This window comes from Thalassorhabdomicrobium marinisediminis, from assembly GCF_003072065.1.
Taxonomy (GTDB): Bacteria; Pseudomonadota; Alphaproteobacteria; order Rhodobacterales; family Rhodobacteraceae; genus Octadecabacter; species Octadecabacter marinisediminis.
Map to the genome: position 1 here is coordinate 220,155 of NZ_QCYG01000006.1, position 13,237 is coordinate 233,391.

The following is a 13,237-nucleotide window of genomic DNA, read 5'->3' on the forward strand; positions in this document are numbered from 1 at the left end:
CACCCCATGACGGTGGCCCCGAAAATCGACGTCCGTGATCTGAAGTCCGTTCGCGCTGCGGCGCGGGCGTCGAACAGTGTCGTTCTGGGGGACGACTTCGTGGCGCCGCGGCCGGATGATCCGCTGGCCAAACGCCCCCGCGGGCGGCGGCTGATGGACCTGCGCAAGTCCCCGTTGGCGCGCAAGATCATCATGTTCAACCTGCTGGCGCTGATCGTGGTCGTCGCGGGCGTCCTTTACCTCAACCCCGCGCGGGACAACCTCGCCTATCAGCGTAGTTCCGCGCTGGTGAACGAGGTTGAGCTGATCGCAGACGTGTTCGAAGCGCAGTTTCCGGTAAGCGCACCGGTCAACCTGATGTCCGGAGATGGCGCCGACGCGCGGATCACGCTGGAAAACCTCGACCTGCGGGGCGGGGTGGATGTCTATTTGTTCGACACTCAGGGCAACCTGATCGACCGCCGCTCCGATCCGGTGTCCGAGGACCCGCCGGTGCGCGGGCTCATACTTGATCGGCAAGGCGTGTTCCTGACCAAGATCCTGAGCGATCTGTGGTCCAGGGGCGTGGGCCTTTTCCGCAACAACACAGCTCCGGCACAGCCGGACCTGACCGAGGCGCTTGCCGCGAAGGTGCCCGAGACCCTGGCCGGCGGCACCTGGATCGAGACGCGGCGTGACCGCTCGGGCCGGTCCTATTTCAACGCCCAGACGCCCGTGGTGCAGCAGGGCGGCACGCCCGTCGGGGTGGTTGCGCTGGTCTCTGCCCCCGGTGAGCTTGACGCCCTTGTCGCCCGCGACCGCGAGCAGTTGTTGCAGATGTTCATGATCGGCATCCTGATCTCGGTGGTGATGAGCCTTGCTCTGGCGTCCACCATCGCCTTCCCGCTGTCCGACCTTGCCAAGGCGGCCGAACTGGGGCGCGAGAAGAACGCCCGCAAGATGTCGCCGCACCGGGTCCGCATTCCCGACCTGTCCGGCCGCCCGGACGAGATTGGCCGCCTATCCAGTGCCATGCGCGGCATGGTCTCCGCCCTGTTCGAACGCATTGAAGGCAACGAACAATTCGCCGCCGACGTGGCGCATGAGATCAAGAACCCGCTGGCCTCGCTGCAATCCGCTGTGGGCACATTGCGGGTGGTCAAGAACGACGATCAGCGTAACCGGATGCTGGATGTGATCGAACACGACGTGCAGCGCCTCGACCGGCTGGTCAGCGACATTTCCAACGCTTCGCGGCTGGACTCCGAGCTGGTGAAAGAGGAGGAGGAGTCCTTTAACCTGCTCAAAACGCTGGATCATCTGACTGAATATCTTGGCAATCAAGCGCGCGAAAAAGGCGTCGATTTTATCTCCGACCTGCCCGAAGGCTCGATCGAGATCATGGGGCTGGAAGGGCGGCTTGCGCAGGTCTTCGTCAACCTGATCTCCAACGCGATTTCCTTTTGCGAGGATGGTGATGCGATCCGCGTCTGGGTCCGCCGCAGGGAAAACCGTGTTCTGGTGGTGGTTGAGGACACCGGCCCGGGGATTCCCGAAGGCGCGCTGCAAAAGGTGTTCCAGCGGTTCTATTCCGAACGTCCCGAACAGCAGTTCGGCGACAATTCCGGGCTGGGGCTGGCGATTTCCAAGCAGATTGTCGAAGCCCACGGCGGCGTGATCTGGGCCGAGAACATCCACCCCACCGATGCCGACATCGGATCGGAGCCTTTGGGCGCGCGCTTCGTGGTCGGCCTTCCGGTCTGAATGCTCTCGGTCGCGCCCAGACCCGCGCCGGACGGACAGCTTCAGCTTCACGCCAGCACCGTCGTGATCGCGGGCCGTGCCGTGGCTCTTGCCGGGCCCGCGAGGGTCGGCAAGTCCGGGGCGGCACTGGCTTTGATGGGGCGGGGGGCTGCCTTGCTGGCCGACGACATCACATGGTTTGCGCGATCGGACGGTGGCCTTCTGGCCTCATGCCCGCCCACCATCGCCGGCCGGATCGAGGCGCGGGGCATCGGCATCCTGACAGTGCCCGCCGCGCCGCCCGCGCCCTTGGCGCTGATCGTGGATCTTGGCTCGCTGGAACAGGCGCGCTTGCCAGAGCCGCGTGTGACCGATTGCCTCGGGGCGCCGATCCGGCTGCTTCACAAAGCCGACACGCCCCATTTCATCGACGGGCTTTACCAGTATATGCTGCACAGTCGAACCCTGTGACGCGAAAGAAATAAGATGACGGACGTGAACCCGAAAACCCATAAGCTGATCGTGGTCAGCGGACCCTCGGGGGCGGGGCGCTCTACGGCGATCAACGTGCTCGAAGACCTCGGGTTCGAGGCGATTGACAACCTGCCCCTGTCGCTGATCGCCCGCCTGACCGAGGGGGAGCTTCCGCGCCCGTTGGCCATCGGCGTCGACGTGCGCAACCGCAATTTTTCCACCAGCGGTGTGCTCGACCTCATGGCGGCGCTGCACCGCCGCCGCGACATCGACCCGCAGCTTTTGTTCCTCGACGCGAGCGAGGATACGCTGGTCCGCCGCTACAGCGAAACCCGCCGCCGCCACCCGCTCGCCCCGGATGAGCCGGCGATCCGGGGCATCCGGCGCGAGGCTGACCTGCTAGCGCCGCTGCGCGCGCAGGCGGAATGTCTCCTCGATACCTCGGACCTTTCGCCGCATGAGCTCAAGGCGCGGCTCACCGAATGGTTCGGAGAGGAAGGCAGCGCGCTTTTCGGTGTCAGCCTGCAGTCGTTTTCCTACAAGCGCGGGGCGCCGAAAGGCCTTGATATGACGTTCGATTGCCGCTTTCTGAAGAACCCCTATTGGGAGCCGTCGCTGCGGGACTTCACCGGACGCGACGCCGCCGTGGGCGACCATATCCGGACAGACCCGCGGGCCGCGGCCTTCCTCGACAAGGTCTGCGATTTGATGCTAATGCTGCTGCCGGCGTTCCGCGATGAGGGCAAGTCGCACCTGAGCGTCGGGTTCGGGTGCACGGGGGGGCAACACCGGTCGGTCTATGTGACCGAACAGGTTGCCTTGGCCCTTGCGGATAAAGGTTGGCGGGTGTCTAAACGACATCGTGAATTGGACAGGGCGCAGGGCGATACGCGCCCCTCTGGCGGATCGTAAGGAAACAGGCGTGATCGGAATTGTGATTGTGGCCCATGGCGGACTGGCAGCCGAGTATCTTTCGGCGGTGGAGCATGTCATCGGCGAGCAATCGGGCATCCGCGCGATCACCATCGCACCCGACGACGACCGCGCCGCCAAGCAGGAAGAGATCTGCAAGGCCGCCGACGCTGTCGACACCGGAGAGGGTGTTGTCATCGTCACCGACATGTTCGGCGGTTCCCCCTCGAACCTGTCCCTGCGCGCCTGCCGCCCCCGCAACCGTCGTATTCTTTACGGGGCGAACCTGCCCTTGCTGGTGAAACTTGCCAAGTCGCGCCGCAAGTCGGTGCCCGACGCCGTGTCCGCCGCGATGGACGCAGGCCGCAAGTATATCGACAGCCACACCATCGAATTCGACCACTGAAAGATTGATATGGCGCAACGCACCCTCGACATCACCAACATCAAAGGTCTGCACGCGCGGGCGTCGGCCAAGTTTGTCGAGGTGGTCGAACAATTCGACGCCCGCGCGGAGGTGTCCAAGGACGGAATGTCCGCAGATGGCGATAGCATCATGGGCCTGTTGATGTTAGCGGCGTCCAAGGGCACCTCGATCGAGGTCGAAACCTCGGGGCCGCAAGCGGACGCGCTGATGGACGCGCTTGACGCGCTTGTGGCGGACAAGTTCGGCGAAGGCGATTAGGCGTCCCATACCCGCATCGGCGAGGAAGCAGCGTTTGACCGACACCACCTCAAAGTCATCCCCGGACCGTAGCGACGGGGACAGCCCGCGCGTTTACGACCGCCGGTCGCTGACCTATTCCGAGACCTTCGACAGCCCGGTGAAACGCTGGTTCATCGTCGCGCTTGAGTGGCTGACCGGCAAGGCCAAGGTGATCCGCCGTGTGCGCCGGTTTGAGCGGATGGGCACCCACAAGGGGCAGGCGTTCTGGCCCGCGACGATGCGCGCCATGGGGATCGAGGTTCAGACCCCGCGGGCGCAGTTGGACAATATCCCACAAACCGGGCCGGTGGTCTTTGTCGCCAACCATCCCCACGGAATGGTCGACGGGATGATCCTCGCGGACCTGATCGGGCGCCGCCGCAACGACTACCGCATCCTGACCCGCAGCTTGCTCACCGGGATCGACGAATCCGCGGGCAGCTACATGATCCCCGTGCCGTTCCCCCATGACGCGGACGCCCAACGCAAGATGATCGAAATGCGCGCCAAGGCGATGGAGCATCTGGGCAAGGGCGGGCTGATCGCGCTGTTCCCCTCCGGTGTGGTGGCCACCTCTGAGACCATGTTCGGCCCGGTGATCGAGGCCGAGTGGAACGTCTTCACCGCGAAGATGATCAAGCGGTCCGGGGCGACCGTGGTGCCCTGTTATTTCCCGGGCAACAATTCACGCTGGTATCAGATCGCCAACCAGATCAGCCCGACCCTGCGGCAAGGGCTGCTCTTGCATGAGGTGGCCCACGCCTTCGACAAGCCGCAAAAGCCGGTGATCGGTGCGCCGATCCCGCCGGAAGAGGCGGCCGAGCGCGGCAAGGACCCCCGCGCCTTCATGGCGTGGCTGCGCGAGCGGACGCTTTCCCTCAAAGAGGATTAGCGCGTCGGCACCGGCGTTTCGCCCCGGTAGTCGTAAAAGCCACGCCCGGATTTGCGGCCCAGCCATCCGGCTTCGACGTATTTCGTGAGCAGCGGGCAGGGGCGGTATTTGGTATCGGCCAGTCCGTCGTGCAGCACGTTCATGATCGCCAGACAGGTGTCCAGCCCGATGAAATCCGCAAGCTCGAGCGGCCCCATGGGATGGTTCGCCCCCAGTTTCAGCGAGGTGTCGATCGACTGCACGTTGCCCACGCCTTCGTAAAGCGCATAGACGGCTTCGTTGATCATCGGCATCAGAATGCGGTTGACGATGAAGGCGGGGAAATCCTCGGCCGTGGCCGAGGTCTTGCCCAGCCGGTCCACCACGCCCTTGCAGGCATCGAAGGTTTCCGCGTCCGTGGCGATGCCGCGGATAAGTTCGACCAGTTGCATGATGGGGACGGGGTTCATGAAATGGAACCCCATGAACTTCTCGGGCCGGTCCGTGCGCGACGCCAGCCGGGTGATCGAGATCGAGGAGGTGTTCGAGGTCAGGATCGTGTCCGGCTTCAGATGCGGCAGCAGGTCCTCGAAGATCGCGTGTTTGACCGTCTCACGTTCGGTCGCGGCTTCGATGACAAGGTCCGTCGGCCCCAGATCGGTCAGCGTCGGGGTGGTGTTGATGCGGCGCAGCCCCTCCGCCTGTTCGTCCGCGGTGATCAGCCCCTTGGCCACCTGACGGTCCATGTTTTCCGAGATCGTCTGCATCGCCGCCTGCATCGCGTCTTCGCTGATGTCGGTCATCAAAACATCATATCCCGCCAGCGCGCAGACATGGGCAATGCCGTTGCCCATCTGCCCTGCGCCCACGACGCCGATCCGTTCAATCGCCATATATCCATCCTTTTGTTGCGCGCACCTTACGGGTCCACGCCGTGGCCCTCAATCCCCGCGGGCGACGTTTGACTCAAATTAACACTTTAAGCGGATGGCAAGGGAATCGGCAGAAAAGGGGCGGTGGTGAGTGTAAATTTAGAAGGGTGGGACCCATGAAAACCGATACAAAACCGATAGGCGCAGTGCGCCTGACCCCCTGCCGCTATGGCCTGTCGAATCTTCCGTTCCGGGGGCCATTGCGCCCCACGGACGGGCGGTTCATCGCCTGCCTCGGAGGCTCCGAGACCTTTGCGAAGTTCGTCCACACGCCCTATCCCGACCTGCTGGAAACCGCAGTGGGCGAGGTCTGCGTCAATCTTGGCTGTCAGGCGGCGGGGCCGGATGTCTTCTTGCGCGACACGGCGGTGCAATCGCTGTGCCATGACGCGGTGGCCACCGTGCTTGAGTTGACCGGCGCGGTGAACCTGTCGAACACCTTCTACAAGGTCCATCCGCGCCGCAACGACCGGTTCATCGCGCCGACGGACAAGCTCGTGGCGCTGTTTCCCGAGGTGGATTTCGCCGAGATCGCCTTCACCGGCCATCTGATCGAAGCGCTTCGCGCCGCCGATGCGGACCGGTTCGACGTGGTGCGACAGCACCTGCAGCAGACGTGGGTCCGGCGGACGAAGGTGCTGATCGGCCAGTCGGCGGGCCCCGTAATCCTGTTGTGGCTGCCGCAGGTCGCGCCGGCCTTGGTGACGCCCGGGATGGTGGCCAAGGTAGAGCAGCGTGCCGCCGCAGCCGTGCAGGTGACGGCCGCGCCGGGCGAGCTTGACGGGATGGCTTTTGCGCCGCTCGAACGCGTCAGCGCGATGCGGATGCTCGGGCCTGCGGCCCATGGCGACATTGCCAAGGCCCTGCGGGGGCCGCTCTGCGCGCTTTTGTTCTAGGGCAGGGGCAGACCCGAAACGAAAAAGGCCCGCCGGATCGGCGGGCCTTCTGTATGTGCGGACCCTGTGGCTTAAAGCTTCTCGGTCAGCTCCGGCACGGCTTCGAAGAGGTCTGCGACCAGTCCGTAGTCCGCGACCTGGAAGATCGGCGCTTCTTCGTCCTTGTTGATCGCCACGATGACCTTGCTGTCCTTCATCCCGGCGAGGTGCTGGATCGCGCCGGAGATGCCGACAGCGATATACAGGTCCGGTGCCACGACCTTGCCGGTCTGGCCCACCTGCCAGTCGTTCGGCGCATAGCCCGAATCGACCGCCGCGCGCGACGCGCCAACAGCGGCGCCCAGCTTGTCGGCCAGCTTCTCGATCAACGCAAAATCGTCCTCGGAGCCGACGCCGCGCCCGCCCGAGACGACCACCCCGGCAGAGGTGAGCTCGGGCCGGTCGCTTTCGGCCACCTTGTCCTCGACCCATTCCGACAGGCCCGAGCCTGCGGGTACATCGACGGTCTCGACGGGGGAGGTGCCGCCCGTCTCCGCCGGATCGAAAGTCGAGGTGCGGAAAGTGATAACCTTCTTGGCGTCCTTCGATTTCACCGTCTGGATCGCGTTGCCCGCGTAGATCGGACGCTCGAAGGTGTCGCCGTCGACCACGGCCGAGGCGTCAGAGATCACCATCACGTCCAACAGGGCCGCGACCCGCGGCATCACGTTCTTGGCGTCGGTGGTCGCCGGGGCGACGATGTGTTCGTAATCGCCAGCAAGCGAGACGATCAGATCGGCCGTGGATTCCGCAAGCCGGTGGCCCAGCGTGTCATCCTCGGCCAGCAGCACCTTGGCCGCGCCCAACGTCGCGGCCTCATCGGCGGCGTCCTTGGCGGTGGCACCGGTGCAGAGGATCGTCACCTCGCCCAGCATCTTCGCCGCGGTCATCGCCTTGGCGGTCGCATCCATGTTCAGCGCACCGTCGCTGACTTCGGCAAACAGTAGAACAGCCATTACACAGCCCCCGCTTCTTTGAGTTTCTCGACCAGCTCATCGACCGATCCAACCATGATGCCGGCGGCGCGGGCCTCAGGCTCGGCCGTCTTCACGATCTCGAGCCGGTTCGACACGTCGACGCCGTAATCCTCGGGCGTCTTCTCATCCAGCGGCTTCTTTTTCGCCTTCATGATGTTGGGCAGCGAAGCATAGCGCGGCTCGTTGAGGCGCAGATCGACGGTCACGATGGCGGGCATCTTGATCTTGATCGTCTGCAGACCGCCGTCCACTTCGCGGGTGATGGTGGCGTGCTCACCGTCGAGGTCGACCTCGGAGGCAAAGGTGCCCTGGGACCAGCCGGTCAGCGCGGCCAGCATCTGGCCCGTGGCGTTCATGTCGTTGTCGATCGCCTGTTTGCCGGCCAGAACCAGCCCGGGCTGCTCTTCGTCGATGATCGCCTTGAGGATCTTGGCCACCGCCAGCGGTTCGATATCGTTGTGAACGTCGTCCGAGGCCACGACCAGAATGGCGCGGTCCGCCCCCATGGCCAGCGCCGTGCGCAGGGTTTCCTGGCTTTGCTTGACGCCGATGGACACGGCCACGACCTCTTCGACCTTGCCCGCCTCTTTCAGGCGGATCGCCTCTTCGACGGCGATTTCGTCGAACGGGTTCATGGACATCTTGACGTTGGCGAGATCAACACCGCTGCCGTCCGCTTTGACGCGGACTTTCACGTTGTAATCGATCACGCGTTTGACGGGTACGAGGACCTTCATCGGCGGTATCTCCAGTTGGTCAGCGCAGGGCGCACTGGTTTCAAGTTCCTGTTCCGGATACCGCAGCGCGGCCCGCCGGAACAGGTCAGAATCGACAAGGCGTCGGATCCTGACGTCGCGTTTGTGAAAAAACCCTTAAATTTTTCAGCAAGTCAAGGTCCGAATGGATTAGATCCGGACGGTCTTTAGCGGTTCGCGCCCGGAACCCAGAGAACGTCGTCCGCGCCATTGTCGTTGGCAATGCGTGCGGCGACGAAAAACCAGTCCGACAGGCGGTTGAGGTATTTGACCGCCGCGTCGTTCACCGCCTCGACCGCGGCCAGTTCAACGGCCAGCCGCTCCGCCCGGCGCGAAACGGTCCGGCACAGGTGCAGATGCGCCGCAAGCGCCGAGCCACCGGGCAGGATGAACGACCGCAGCGGCGCAAGGGCCGCGTTCATGGCGTCGATCTCGGTTTCCAATCGCGCCACCTGTGCGTCTGTCATGCGCAGCGAGGCATAGTCCGCCTCGGCGTCCTTTTCCATGTCCGGCCGGCACAGGTCCGCGCCCAGATCGAACAGGTCGTTCTGGATCATCGACAGCTGGGCGTCCATGTCACCCTTGGCATGCAGGCGCGCCAGCCCGACGGTGGCGTTTGTCTCGTCCACCGTACCATAGGCATTCACCCGCGCGTCGTGTTTGGCCACCCGTGTGCCGTTGCCCAAAGCCGTTTCGCCAGCGTCGCCGGTGCGGGTGTAGATCTTGTTGAGAACGACCATCAGTTGCCCCCCATCCGGAACCAAGCGAAGGCCACGATCAGGACCACCGCCACGAATTGCGCCGCGATCCGCAGTTGCATGAGCTTGTTGGACTTCTTGCTGTCCCCGCCCGAGCCAAAGACGCTGATCCCCCAGACCAGAATGCCCGCCACCACGAGGCAGGCAACTACTATGATGAGAAAGAGGGGATCGTCGGCCATGGATTCGTCCTTTGTCGCAATGCGCAACAGGTAACAGGATCGTCGCAAAAAGGAAGGGTCAGACCTGTCGCGCGATCCAGTCCAGCGCCCGCGTGGGCAGGATCCGCCGCATCAGCCCCATGAAATAGGTCGGGGTTGTGACGTAATACCGCGGCTTCGGCTTGGGGTGGGTCAGCGCCGTGAGCAGCTTTTTGGTCACCGCCGAAGCGGGCAATTCGAAGCGGTCCGGCCCGCCGCCGTCATAAAGGCGCTTGAGCAGGCTCTTTTCATACTGGGCACGGCGGGGCGAGGCACGCCAATCGATCCAGCGTTCGAAGTGCGGGATCGAGTTCTTGCGGATGTCCGAGGTGACAGGGCCCGGTTCGATGGTGATCACGTGGATGCCCGTGTCTGCCAACTCGAGCCGCAGGGTGTCGGTGAGCCCTTCAAGCGCGAATTTCGTCGTCACATAAGCGGCCCGCCAACGCAAGGCGACCAGCCCCAGCACACTGGAATTGTTAACGATGCGTCCGTGCCCCTGCGCCCGCATCACCGGCAGAACGCGTAAGGTAAGGTCGTGGACCCCGAAAACATTCGCCTCGAATATCGCGCGCAGGGCGTCGCGGGGCAGGTCCTCGGCTGCGCCCGGGATCGCATAGGCCCCGTTGTTGAACAGCGCGTCCAGCGTACCGCCCGACGCGGTCAGGACTTCGGCCAAACCGCTCTCGATTGTCGCGGGATCCGCATAGTCGATGCGCGGTGCTTCGAACCCCAGCGCGCGCATCCGCGTGCAGTCGGCCTCTTGCCGGCAAGATGCGAAGACCCGCCAGCCGGCAGCGCGCAAACCAAGGGCTGCGTCATGGCCGATGCCGGATGAGCAGCCCGTGATCAGAATGGATTTTGTCATGCAAGGCAGATGCCGCGAATGCGCGCGGCGCGCAATCAGATTTGCGGATCGCTCAGCAGCCGCGCGGCCATCCAGCCTTCGTAAACATGATCGGTGGTGGTGACATTGGCCCAGCCATCGGCGTTAACCTCCAACACCTCAAGCTCGGTGCCGCCGTCCAACGTGGTGATGACGTCGTGGTTGGTGCCCGGCCCGATGCGCATGTTCACCCGTGATCCGGCAACCTCACGCAGGTCAATCTGCGGAGCGGCGGCGGGGGCTGCGGCCTTCACGACCATCGCATCCGCCGGGGTGGCGGGCTTTTGCGCAACCGCTGCGATCTGCGTGGCATCAGGCGCGGGCGGGGAGGCGACGATGTTTGAAGCCGAGACTGACAAAAGGGTCGTCGTATCGGCCCGCGTGACCATCTCGGGCGCCTCTTGCTGGATTTCGGCGTCAGCGACCCTGCGCTGCTCGGGCACGAAGTCGGCCCCGCCGGACGCTTCGTAAAAAGCCCAGCCCATGAACCCGAACGTCAACCACACATAGCTTTTCATATCGAGAATCCCCCAGAGATTCGTTTGCGTCTTCGCCCTTCCAACGTATCAAGTGGGCGATGGTTCCCTAAGCGAAAAAGCGCGCAGCCGGAAAACAGGCCTGCCGCAAGGGGACGCCACTTTCCCCGTTGTCGTGCAAATGCGCGTTGGATAGATACGACCCATGAGTGATGAGACCCTCGACCCCGACATGAACCTGACCGAACCGCTCCGCCGTGCGCTGGGGGATCGGTATCTGACCTATGCGCTGTCGACGATCATGCACCGCGCGCTGCCCGATGCGCGGGACGGATTGAAGCCGGTGCACCGGCGCATCCTGTATGCGATGCGGCAATTGCGGCTGTCGCCCACGGGCGGATTCCGCAAGTCGGCGAAGATTTCCGGCGATGTGATGGGGAACTACCACCCCCACGGCGACGCCGCGATCTATGATGCGATGGCGCGTCTGGCGCAGGATTTCAACGTCCGCTATCCGCTGGTGGACGGGCAGGGGAACTTCGGGAACATCGACGGCGACAACCCCGCCGCCGCCCGCTACACCGAAGCCCGCATGACCGCCGCGGCCGAAGCCTTGCTCGAAGGTCTGACCGAGAACGCCGTCGATTTTCGCGAAAATTACGATGGCACGCTGACCGAGCCTGTGGTGCTGCCGGCGGCCTTTCCGAACCTGCTGGCCAACGGGTCGTCGGGCATCGCCGTCGGGATGGCCACGAACATTCCGCCGCACAACCTTGAAGAGCTTATCGGCGCCTGCCTGCATCTGATCAAATCGCCCAACGCCCGCGACGAGACCTTGCTTGACTACATCCCCGGCCCGGATTTCCCCACTGGCGGTGTCATTGTTGAGCCGAAAGAGAATATCGCCGAGGCCTACCGCACCGGCAAGGGCGGCTTCCGTCTGCGCTGCCGGTACGAGGTCGAGGAGTTGCCGCGCGGCCAGTGGCAGATCATCGTCACCGAGATCCCCTATCAGGTGCAGAAGTCCAAGCTGATCGAGAAGCTGGCCGAGGTGATCCAGACCAAGAAGGTCCCGATCCTTGCCGATGTGCGCGACGAGAGCGCCGACGACATCCGCATCGTGCTTGAGCCGAAGTCGAAGAACGTCGACCCTGAGGTTCTGATGGGGATGCTGTATCGCAATTCCGAGCTGGAAACGCGGTTCAGCCTGAACATGAACGTGCTGATTGACGGGCTCACGCCCAAGGTCTGCAGCCTCAAGGAAGTGCTGCGCGCGTTCCTCGATCACCGCCGCGATGTGCTGATCCGCCGGTCGCGCCACCGGATGGACAAGATCGACAACCGGCTTGAAGTGCTGGCCGGTCTGATCACCGCCTTTCTGAACCTCGACCGCGTGATCGACATCATCCGTTACGACGACGACCCCAAGGCTGCGCTCATGTATGAGGATTGGAGCACTCCGCACCAGTCCGGCCTGACCCGCGCCACCTCAGAGGCGGATTATGTCTCGCCTCTCGCGGGCGTGGACGTAGCCAGCCTGTCGCTGATCGTGGATGAGGCCGCCACCGCCCCCGGCTGGATGGACGACAGCGAGCGTAAGGTGCCGTCCTCCTATGCCGGTCGCGAGAATGGTCTGTCGGATGTGCAGGCCGAAGCGATCCTGAACATGCGCCTGCGGTCGTTGCGCCGGCTCGAGGAAGAGGCGTTGGTCAAGGAACGCGACGCCCTGATGATGGAACGCGTGGCGCTTGAGGATCTGCTCGACAGTGAAGACGTGCAATGGAAGCGCATCGCCGAAGAGCTGCGCGAGACACGCAAGCTGTTCGGGGCTAACACCGAAGGCGGCGCACGCCGCACCACCTTTGCCGAAGCGGGCGAGGTCGAGGAGGTGCCGCTGGAGGCGATGATCGACAAAGAGCCGATCACTGTCGTCTGCTCGAAGATGGGCTGGATCCGCGCCATGACCGGCCATATCGACCTGAACCGCGAGCTGAAGTTCAAGGATGGTGACGAAGGGCTGTTCATTTTCCACGCCCAGACCACCGACCGCCTGCTGGTGTTCGGCAGCAACGGGCGATTCTACACGCTCGGTGCCTCAACCCTGCCCGGCGGGCGCGGCATGGGTGAGCCTTTGCGCCTGATGGTGGACCTCCCGAATGAGGCGCAGATCACCGCGCTGTTCATCCACCGGCCCGGTGAAAAGCTGCTGCTTGCGTCGTCGGCGGGGGATGGGTTCGTGGTGCCGGAAAACGACGTTGTCGCCCAGACCCGTTCGGGCAAACAGGTGCTCAACGTGCGCGGCGACACCCGCGCCAAGGTCTGCGTCCCGGTTGAGGGCGATCACGTGGCCTGCGTGGGCGAGAACCGCAAGGTGCTGGTGTTCCCGCTGTCCGAGCTGCCCGAGATGGGCCGCGGCAAGGGCGTGCGCTTGCAGAAATACAAAGACGGCGGGCTGTCCGACGCGACGACGTTCAAGCTGGAAAATGGGCTGAGCTGGCGCGATCCGGCGGGTCGGACGCGCACGGAAACCGATCTTGCGGAGTGGCTGTCGAAACGGGCCAGCGCCGGACGCATGGCCCCGCGGGGCTTCCCGCGCGACAATAGATTCACCTGAGGGTTTGCCGGCGCCCCGA

15 protein-coding genes are annotated in these 13,237 nt (G+C 64.0%); 8 read left to right on the plus strand and 7 right to left on the minus strand.

Annotated elements, in window-relative coordinates; genetic code table 11:
- The first annotated feature begins 6 nt into the window (after nt 1-6).
- The 6 genes from DC363_RS10805 to DC363_RS10830 are packed head-to-tail and all read left to right on the plus strand — an operon-like array spanning nt 7 to nt 4,706.
- Nucleotides 7-1,743 (plus strand): sensor histidine kinase, encoded by a 1,737-nt coding sequence (locus DC363_RS10805; protein ID WP_108641166.1) that lies wholly within the window; start codon nt 7-9, stop codon nt 1,741-1,743.
- On the plus strand, nt 1,744-2,193 hold the full coding sequence (locus DC363_RS10810; RefSeq protein WP_108641167.1) for an HPr kinase/phosphorylase: 450 nt from the start codon (nt 1,744-1,746) through the stop codon (nt 2,191-2,193).
- Nucleotides 2,194-2,208: 15 nt separating this feature from the next.
- The gene (gene rapZ / locus DC363_RS10815; RefSeq protein WP_108641168.1) at nt 2,209-3,108 is read left to right on the plus strand and encodes an RNase adapter RapZ; all 900 of its coding nucleotides are present in this window, start codon (nt 2,209-2,211) and stop codon (nt 3,106-3,108) included.
- Nucleotides 3,109-3,118: 10 nt separating this feature from the next.
- Complete coding sequence (locus DC363_RS10820; RefSeq protein ID WP_108641169.1) at nt 3,119-3,514, plus strand: PTS sugar transporter subunit IIA; 396 nt, start codon at nt 3,119-3,121, stop codon at nt 3,512-3,514.
- 9 nt (nt 3,515-3,523) lie between these two features.
- Complete coding sequence (locus DC363_RS10825) at nt 3,524-3,793, plus strand: HPr family phosphocarrier protein (protein ID WP_108641170.1); 270 nt, start codon at nt 3,524-3,526, stop codon at nt 3,791-3,793.
- Between the two features lie 34 nt (nt 3,794-3,827).
- A complete protein-coding gene (locus tag DC363_RS10830; protein WP_108641171.1) occupies nt 3,828-4,706 on the plus strand; it encodes a lysophospholipid acyltransferase family protein in 879 nt (292 codons plus the stop codon).
- Here the strand turns inward: DC363_RS10830 and DC363_RS10835 are convergent.
- Complete coding sequence (locus tag DC363_RS10835) at nt 4,703-5,578, minus strand: 3-hydroxybutyryl-CoA dehydrogenase (RefSeq protein ID WP_108641172.1); 876 nt, start codon at nt 5,576-5,578, stop codon at nt 4,703-4,705. The genes DC363_RS10830 and DC363_RS10835 overlap by 4 nt on opposite strands.
- Nucleotides 5,579-5,733: 155 nt before the next feature.
- Between DC363_RS10835 and DC363_RS10840 the strand changes: the two genes are divergently transcribed.
- On the plus strand, nt 5,734-6,513 hold the full coding sequence (locus DC363_RS10840; protein ID WP_108641173.1) for a DUF6473 family protein: 780 nt from the start codon (nt 5,734-5,736) through the stop codon (nt 6,511-6,513).
- Between the two features lie 71 nt (nt 6,514-6,584).
- Here DC363_RS10840 and DC363_RS10845 read toward each other — a convergent pair whose 3' ends face one another.
- The 6 genes from DC363_RS10845 to DC363_RS10870 all read right to left on the minus strand — a co-directional run bounded on the left by DC363_RS10845 (nt 6,585) and on the right by DC363_RS10870 (nt 10,646).
- Entirely contained in the window at nt 6,585-7,508 is a 924-nt protein-coding gene (locus DC363_RS10845; RefSeq protein ID WP_108641174.1) for an electron transfer flavoprotein subunit alpha/FixB family protein, read from the minus strand.
- Nucleotides 7,508-8,266, minus strand: a complete 759-nt coding sequence (locus tag DC363_RS10850; protein WP_108641175.1) for an electron transfer flavoprotein subunit beta/FixA family protein — start codon at nt 8,264-8,266, stop codon at nt 7,508-7,510. Before DC363_RS10850 ends, DC363_RS10845 begins: the two co-directional genes overlap by 1 nt.
- Before the next feature lie 185 nt (nt 8,267-8,451).
- Entirely contained in the window at nt 8,452-9,024 is a 573-nt protein-coding gene (locus DC363_RS10855) for a cob(I)yrinic acid a,c-diamide adenosyltransferase (protein WP_108641176.1), read from the minus strand.
- Nucleotides 9,024-9,224 (minus strand): twin transmembrane helix small protein, encoded by a 201-nt coding sequence (locus tag DC363_RS10860; protein ID WP_108641177.1) that lies wholly within the window; start codon nt 9,222-9,224, stop codon nt 9,024-9,026. Before DC363_RS10860 ends, DC363_RS10855 begins: the two co-directional genes overlap by 1 nt.
- 58 nt (nt 9,225-9,282) lie before the next feature.
- On the minus strand, nt 9,283-10,110 hold the full coding sequence (locus DC363_RS10865) for an SDR family NAD(P)-dependent oxidoreductase (protein WP_108641178.1): 828 nt from the start codon (nt 10,108-10,110) through the stop codon (nt 9,283-9,285).
- A gap of 35 nt (nt 10,111-10,145) precedes the next feature.
- A complete protein-coding gene (locus DC363_RS10870; RefSeq protein WP_108641179.1) occupies nt 10,146-10,646 on the minus strand; it encodes an SH3 domain-containing protein in 501 nt (166 codons plus the stop codon).
- Nucleotides 10,647-10,809: 163 nt separating this feature from the next.
- Between DC363_RS10870 and DC363_RS10875 the strand changes: the two genes are divergently transcribed.
- Complete coding sequence (locus tag DC363_RS10875) at nt 10,810-13,218, plus strand: DNA topoisomerase IV subunit A (RefSeq protein WP_108641180.1); 2,409 nt, start codon at nt 10,810-10,812, stop codon at nt 13,216-13,218.
- Nucleotides 13,219-13,237: the final 19 nt, after the last annotated feature.